This window comes from Nitrosospira multiformis (assembly GCF_900110185.1).
GTDB classification, from domain to species: domain Bacteria; phylum Pseudomonadota; class Gammaproteobacteria; order Burkholderiales; family Nitrosomonadaceae; genus Nitrosospira; species Nitrosospira multiformis_A.
This window is the reverse complement of the sequence record NZ_FOCT01000028.1, coordinates 1-6,216: the sequence shown is the minus strand read 5'-3', so window position 1 is coordinate 6,216 and position 6,216 is coordinate 1. Positions and strand designations below refer to the sequence as shown.

The 6,216-nt window shown below is 50.0% G+C and carries 9 protein-coding genes and 1 pseudogene; 5 read left to right on the top strand and 5 right to left on the bottom strand.

The genetic code is table 11. The annotated features are described in order from the left end of the window. Nucleotides 1–250 precede the first annotated feature (250 nt). Together BMY01_RS16620 and BMY01_RS16610 are read left to right on the top strand one after the other, a co-directional pair. On the top strand, nt 251–664 hold the full coding sequence (locus BMY01_RS16620; protein ID WP_074749225.1) for a response regulator: 414 nt from the start codon (nt 251–253) through the stop codon (nt 662–664). A 982-nt stretch (nt 665–1,646) separates the two neighbouring features. Next, nucleotides 1,647–2,405, top strand: coding sequence for a PEP-CTERM sorting domain-containing protein (locus BMY01_RS16610; protein WP_139176974.1), 759 nt, complete (start codon nt 1,647–1,649; stop codon nt 2,403–2,405). A 69-nt stretch (nt 2,406–2,474) separates the two neighbouring features. Here BMY01_RS16610 and BMY01_RS17175 read toward each other — a convergent pair. Both BMY01_RS17175 and BMY01_RS16605 read right to left on the bottom strand, forming a co-directional pair. After that, a pseudogene (locus BMY01_RS17175) lies at nt 2,475–2,594 on the bottom strand (hypothetical protein); the annotation flags it as partial. An 88-nt stretch (nt 2,595–2,682) separates the two neighbouring features. After that, on the bottom strand, nt 2,683–2,970 hold the full coding sequence (locus BMY01_RS16605) for a ParB/Srx family N-terminal domain-containing protein (protein ID WP_254772807.1): 288 nt from the start codon (nt 2,968–2,970) through the stop codon (nt 2,683–2,685). A 387-nt stretch (nt 2,971–3,357) separates the two neighbouring features. On the opposite strand from BMY01_RS16605, the gene BMY01_RS16600 reads away from it, so the two are divergent. The 3 genes from BMY01_RS16600 to BMY01_RS16590 all read left to right on the top strand — a co-directional run bounded on the left by BMY01_RS16600 (nt 3,358) and on the right by BMY01_RS16590 (nt 5,154). Continuing rightward, nucleotides 3,358–3,663, top strand: coding sequence for a hypothetical protein (locus BMY01_RS16600; RefSeq protein WP_074749222.1), 306 nt, complete (start codon nt 3,358–3,360; stop codon nt 3,661–3,663). A gap of 581 nt (nt 3,664–4,244) precedes the next feature. Next, nucleotides 4,245–4,595 (top strand): hypothetical protein, encoded by a 351-nt coding sequence (locus tag BMY01_RS16595; protein ID WP_254772806.1) that lies wholly within the window; start codon nt 4,245–4,247, stop codon nt 4,593–4,595. Beyond that, a complete protein-coding gene (locus tag BMY01_RS16590; RefSeq protein WP_175463306.1) occupies nt 4,522–5,154 on the top strand; it encodes a M28 family peptidase in 633 nt (210 codons plus the stop codon). The genes BMY01_RS16595 and BMY01_RS16590 overlap by 74 nt, the downstream gene beginning before the upstream one ends. 202 nt (nt 5,155–5,356) lie before the next feature. On the opposite strand, the gene BMY01_RS18930 is transcribed toward BMY01_RS16590, so the two are convergent. From BMY01_RS18930 to BMY01_RS16580, 3 genes are all read right to left on the bottom strand, one after another. Beyond that, complete coding sequence (locus tag BMY01_RS18930) at nt 5,357–5,644, bottom strand: thermonuclease family protein (protein ID WP_074749220.1); 288 nt, start codon at nt 5,642–5,644, stop codon at nt 5,357–5,359. Beyond that, on the bottom strand, nt 5,584–5,862 hold the full coding sequence (locus BMY01_RS18925; protein WP_368086255.1) for a thermonuclease family protein: 279 nt from the start codon (nt 5,860–5,862) through the stop codon (nt 5,584–5,586). The genes BMY01_RS18930 and BMY01_RS18925 overlap by 61 nt, the downstream gene beginning before the upstream one ends. 121 nt (nt 5,863–5,983) lie before the next feature. Beyond that, nucleotides 5,984–6,216: type II toxin-antitoxin system RelE/ParE family toxin (locus BMY01_RS16580; protein ID WP_074749219.1), on the bottom strand; the 233-nt coding region annotated here is incomplete at its 5' end.

Below are 6,216 nucleotides of genomic sequence, written 5' to 3'. Positions count from 1 at the left end.
TTCTTTTTCTATATTGGCCAGCGTTGAGTTGTTAATGTGAGAAAACGAACAGAAAGAGGTTAAGGAATGAATGATAAAATTATGCTAGTACTCATAGATGTTAGTTGAGACGGTTGCGGGTATGATAAGTCTGCCCAGAAACTTTCTTAATTAGAAGACATGATTCCCCTTCCCCCTTTCTTGTCTTTCAGTTCATTTCCCTTTCCGCTAAAGCGACCGATGCCCCCCTGCTTGGAAGTATAGGGATACCGTGAGGATCCCAAATAAACCGGTTCTCCTCATCGAGGATGATCAGGTGGACATGATGAGGGTTGCGCGTGCCCTCAAGGAAATCGGTGTTGAGAATCCGGTTGTGCACCGGGAAAACGGGGAGGATGCGCTAAATTACCTTCAGGACGAGAACAGCGGCAGGCCCTGCATTATCTTGCTCGACTTGAACATGCCCGTCATGAATGGCATCGAATTTCTGCGAGCAGTGAAAAAGGACGAGAGGCTCAGACGTATTCCTGTCGTGATACTGACGACTTCCGATAATCATGAGGACAAGTTAAGCAGCTTCAACTCGGGTGCTGCAGGATATATTGAGAAGCCGGCTGGTTACAGGCAATTCGTGGAAGTCATGCGCTCCATTGACGCCTATTGGACCATTAGCCAGATGCCGTAATCAGCGGCAGAAATTCATTAAGATCAATACGAAGCGGAGTACGATAGCCCTAAGGAGATATCAGTGATTAGAGCAATGTGGCTTTTACCAGGGATATTCGTGTTAGCCTGCGAGCGGGAAGTGCCGCACGTTGATGATCCAAATAACATCGTAGTCAATGGCGAAAGGATGAGCCAGGATGCTTTCCTTGAAAAATACTGTATCGGGAAAGAAAAGAATCCGACTTGCTCCAAAGTATTGGACGCAGCAACTCAGAATCTTATAGATAGGGCTCGCGCCCCGCGACCTAATGAATGAATTAGAGTAATCTCGCGACACTCCTCTGAGCAAAGGCAGCCTACCTAAGGTCTTGCAAAAAGCTCCTAGTACGCAACAAGCTCTGAATTGATCCAGCTAGATCAATACCTGCATATGCTGCTGCATCTGCACCGAGTACGACGGATATTTCATTATTGGCAGCTGCAGAGCAACCAGCGCTCCGACCCCCCAGTAGAAGTTGAGGCATCCGTAGCAGCAATAAGGCGAAGCTTTGGAATCTCCATATCCCCCTTCGTAATCAGAGCAACAGCAGGGTGCCCACGGTAATCATGCTCGTGCTATTTACCGCTTGGGCAGCAACCAATTCGCTCGTGATATCGGATGCTGGTGAACTCAAAATTACCTTAATCGTGTCCGGCAAAGGTATAGATCATTAAAACCGATCAAAGGGTGAACACTGGACATGGACTAGCCCCATCCTTTTCAAGGACATCACTTGGTTGCAGAACTTGAGAAATCTGTCCTGATGTAACGACACCAAAAACTCTTATAGCTCAGTTATTTGATGAAAGCTTGTGACTAAGTGTCACTTGTAGGGGACAAAATCTCTATCAAAGCAGTCGATCTCATCATAACAAATTGATTTTTCTTAATAAAAAATCTGGCACATAAATTGCTTTTTCCTATGGGTTTGCTATTGCTGTGAATAATAAAGGAGCCTAACGTGAAAGTAATCCGCACAAGTCTAATAAAAAAGCAGGCCTTGATGATTATGCTGGTAATCGCATCACCTCTGGCACCTCTCACCTCGGTAGGCGCGGCTGCTTTAGTCATAAGTGGAATCACACATGAACAAGTGGGATATAGAGCAGAATGTTCTACCCAGTTTGGTGGCATTACTACTGGGATGGGAGTAAGTTCCTTGCTTGGCAGGATCTCAATCGAAGGGAGCGATTGCATTACTCCAATTGGAAACTATTTTTCGTTCGAGGGTAAATTGACGCTTACCGCATTGAATGGAGATGAACTCTTTGCTGATTACAGCGGGCTATTTATTCCAACGATTTATCCATCGATATTCAATTTAACAAACTCCATCTTCGATATAACTGGGGGAACAGGAAGTTACTTAATAGCAACAGGCGGAGGAATATTGCAAGGTAGTCAAAATATCCTGACTGGAGATGGATTAATACAGGCAAAGGGAGAAATATTCGGTTTTCAAAAACAGAAAAACAAGAAATCAGCTCAAACCATAGATGATATGCAGAGTAACTCCACCTCTGAGGACGTTGATATGCCCATACTTGCCAATCTGGGCAATGATCTGTCTTCAACCTTGGGGGATTATTATGTAGGACGGGACGCTTCGTTATTCTCGATCAATGCCGTACCTGAGCCATTTACATTAGGCCTGCTCGGGATTGGTCTTGCGGGAATTGCAGTGACGCGCCGACGCAACGCATGGGGCTCTAGCAAGTAAGCGTTAAGCCGATTTCTTAAAATAAAATGCACCAACTTGATTTGGCCCATTTCACCTTTCCAAATTTGTCTAGCTTGGCCTCGCCGCCCGGCCTGCCTTGATCTGCTCAAGATTGATGTACGTCTGTTTATGCCGGCGAGTCATAAAAATGCCTAACATGCTAACCATGACAAGTGCAAGAACTGTGGGCTCCGAGACCGTGTTTTATCAGGGTACTGATGAGCTGGAGTATGAGTATACGAGCCGACCCAGTAGCTGTGATCAGGAAGAAGGGGATTCAGGCCATTGCGTGAGTGTCCGATAGATGGATTGGTAGGAATATCCCCATATGCTCCCGTCCGCTGTTCTCCGACAGGGTCATTTCCAGCGCTTCTCGCCTCCCGATCACGCGGCAATCTACTTCATGGTCTTTTGGTAGACGCCTATCAGCGATCAGCAGGTCCAGGGCAGCAAGCCTGTGCCCACCAGCAGCAACCTCGTACTTACCCGTTTTCTTGCCCTTCTTCAACTGCAAAGTGACGACCAGATTGTGAATCAGCCCTTGGGATGCAATCAGGGCAGCCAATTCCTCCTAGTAACATAGATTTCATAAGATTCCAGGACAGAACATCATTACTGCAAACCCCATTCAAGCTCTTCCTGCATTAACCCTGGTACGTGTTTTATGTGTTTAGAGCTTGACTGCTAGCCAGCCTAAAGCTATGCGTGCCACCGTACGGAACGGGTTGGGCATAGGCCTACTATGTCAATTCAGCAATTTCGCTGGTTTGAGATGAAGGGGCAATCATGAAACCTATCTTCCTTTTAAAAAACACTACACGTTCCATCCTGCTTGCCGGCCTGATATCTGGAGTAGCTAGCTTGGCTTACGCCCAGACTAGCGGCTCAGGAGCTGGAGGGGCAATGTCCGGCCAAGGCACCGGGGCAGGATCGGGCTCATCAATGGGATCAGGTGGTTCGGGAATGTCAGGATCTGGAAGCTCCGGAACATCGGGGACACGCGGCTCCGGTGGAACATCCGGGACAGGTGGTTCCGGTGGAACATCCGGGACAGGCGGCTCCGGCGGAACATCCGGGACAGGTGGTTCCGGTGGAACATCCGGGACAGGCGGCTCCGGCGGAACATCCGGGACAGGGGGCTCCGGCGGAACATCCGGCTCAGGTAGCTCCGGCGGAACATCCGGCTCAGGTAGCTCCGGTGGAACATCCGGGACAGGCGGCTCTGGAGGGGGAGCAGGCGGGTACTAAATTGCAGTAGGGGCTTGGGATGTGGCTTCAGTCCACATCCCAAGCCCCTAATTAATAGCAAATTCTCGCGAAAACACTGCTGCTTGACGTTTGAGTCTCCGGCCTCTTCCCCCGAAAGGGCCACAATCCTACTCAAGCAGGAAATCCAATTTCAGCCCCCGCCCAGGCTTTGAGCAAACCAGCCGTTCCGGTTACCGGCAGTTCTATCCCAGAATGTGCTTCCACACCTTCGCTTCTTGCTACTCCAATAGGTTTCACCATGAGTGTTTTTGTCACGGTGAGCTAATACCCATTTAAAAATAAAATTTCTCCATTTATAACTGACCCTGGACTCTAGGTGGAGGTTACAGCTGGGCTAGGCTGGGATAATGACATCAACAGGAGGACTAGCCGGAAAATATGCCGTTCTTCCACCTTGCCGTATAGATGTTTTGGCATTTGTTCGTCATCGAACAGATATCCAACAGAGATAAATCTACGGTGAGAGCGTCTAAATAAGCGAGGTAAGAACGGTTAGGTGTGAGTGTGGAAATGGCATGTTAAGTGTATTTGCTATCTTTTTGCTCAAGCTGAGCGCTGTTTTTAGAATAAATGCCCATTTCCCGCTTGAAGCAACCCAATCAGAATCAGAACTATCTCAACCAGAGCCATCCCAGCCAGAATCGCCTCCTCGCTGCTCTGCCTGAGCTTGAGGGCTTGATACCCCACCTGGAATTGGTCCCCATGGCGCTTGGGGATGCCCTATGGAAAGCCGGTCGACCGCTTCCTGCTTATGCCTATTTTCCGACTTCCGCCATCATTTCCCTTCACCACATCCTGGAAAATGGCTCATCCTCGGCAAGTGCCGGCGTGGGGTGTGAGGGCATGCTTGGTATTCCATTGTTCGCATCGCGGATCCCCGGGCGCGAACGACAATGGTTCCGGCATCGCCGCGCTTCTTGAACTTGCCCGTGCATTTTCAGGAAAAACCTTCTCGCGTACTGTGCGTCTGGTCGCCTTCACGAACGAGGAACACCCCTTTACCCGTACTGCCGCAATGGGGAGCCGGGTGTACGCACGTCGATGCCGTGAACGTGGGGAAAAGATCAGGGCAATGATCTGTCTTGAGACCATCGGTTACTGCTCTGGGCAGAAAGGAAGCCAGCGACTGTCATTCATGGGACTGCTGCTGCCGAGGCGAGGAGATTTCATCGCGCTCGTGGGCAACAACCGTTCGAAGGAATTGTTGCGGGAGACCAATCGTCTGTTTGATTTGTGTCCGAATCTCCCCTGCGAAGCGCTGACGCTTCCGACCAACTTTCCCGGTGCGTGGAGTTCCGATCATTGGTCCTTCTGGAAAGAGGGATATCCGGCAGTAATGCTCACCGATACCGCGCCTCTGCGCTATCGGCACTACCATACGCCAGAGGATACACCGGACAAAGTAAACTACGATTTCCTGACTAGAGTCATCGATGGGCTGGAGGCAGTGGTCCCGGGCCTTGCGCGTTCAGCTGCTTAAAGCCAGGGACGTTAACGCCCTGGTTGTTTCTCTTGAGGTAGAGCGTAATCCTATCTGGATTGTTCAAAGCGTCCACATATAAATAGAAGAGATTCTCGTGCGGCATTAATGACGCTCGAACTTTCCTTCCATCCATAGCGTGATTGCTTCGTCGGTAATCTTGCGCAAATCCCAGCGTGACAAATCCAGATCGGCAGGGTGCTCAAGCGAGATTTGGTCCTTCTCCGCTTGTTGTGCCTGAAATCCCATGGGGCGACAGGCGCCGGGTCGCTCCATAGCCCATTGCCTTTGAGGCTTGCGCGCTCTTGTGCCTCGGCATAAAGCCGCCGATCAGCCAACTGCTGGTCTTTGTCATACTGTTTGTAGTGCCATGCCAGCCCGCCTTGATCTGCTCAAGGTTGATGTCCTGCCCATTCAGCACCACTTTTCCTAAAACACGCTGATAGCGGTCTTGCTTGTGCCACTCCACGGCAACTGTTTTCCCAAACACCAGATGCGCCAGGTTTTGCCGGATACGGTGCCAAACGGCTGTGCATGTTCAGGCGCATCAATTCCCAAAAGTCTGATCTTGTGTTGCCGGTTTGACTTATCGAGGACTGTCAGGGTATCGCCATCGGCGATCTTGACGACTTTGCCGCTCAGGATTTCTGCCTGGGCCAGGCAGGCGCATAAGGCATAAATAACCAGGCCGAATATTAATCGGCTCATCGGGTATAGGGGATCACGATCCCGGGTTTACGAACTTAATTTTCACAGTTAACAGGTGGTTAGAGAGTGGTTAGAACCTGAGTGGACTGACAGTACTGCAAGGAAATAATGGAATAAGAAATTACAAATGACGCGAGGCTTCCATGCGGTCGTGCAGGATGCGAATGATGGCAATGCCGTAAGGTGTGATGCGAAAATAAATCATGTGTCGTCCAACATTGTAGCGGCGATAACCTGAGCGGACATGATCGCAGGCCCCAGCAATCATTGGCGCCCCTGCCAGCTCGACAAAGGCCGCAGTCAGCATGTCAATGTAGTGGTTCGCCTGCTCCTCGTTCCATTGGCGGTAAGTGT

Bases quoted from the DNA above. Each gene is read 5' to 3' on its own strand.
- BMY01_RS16595 (WP_254772806.1), top strand. From the start codon at position 4,245: ATGCCCATTTCCCGCTTGAAGCAACCCAATCAGAATCAGAACTATCTC.
- BMY01_RS18925 (WP_368086255.1), bottom strand. From the start codon at position 5,862: ATGAGCCGATTAATATTCGGCCTGGTTATTTATGCCTTATGCGCCTGC.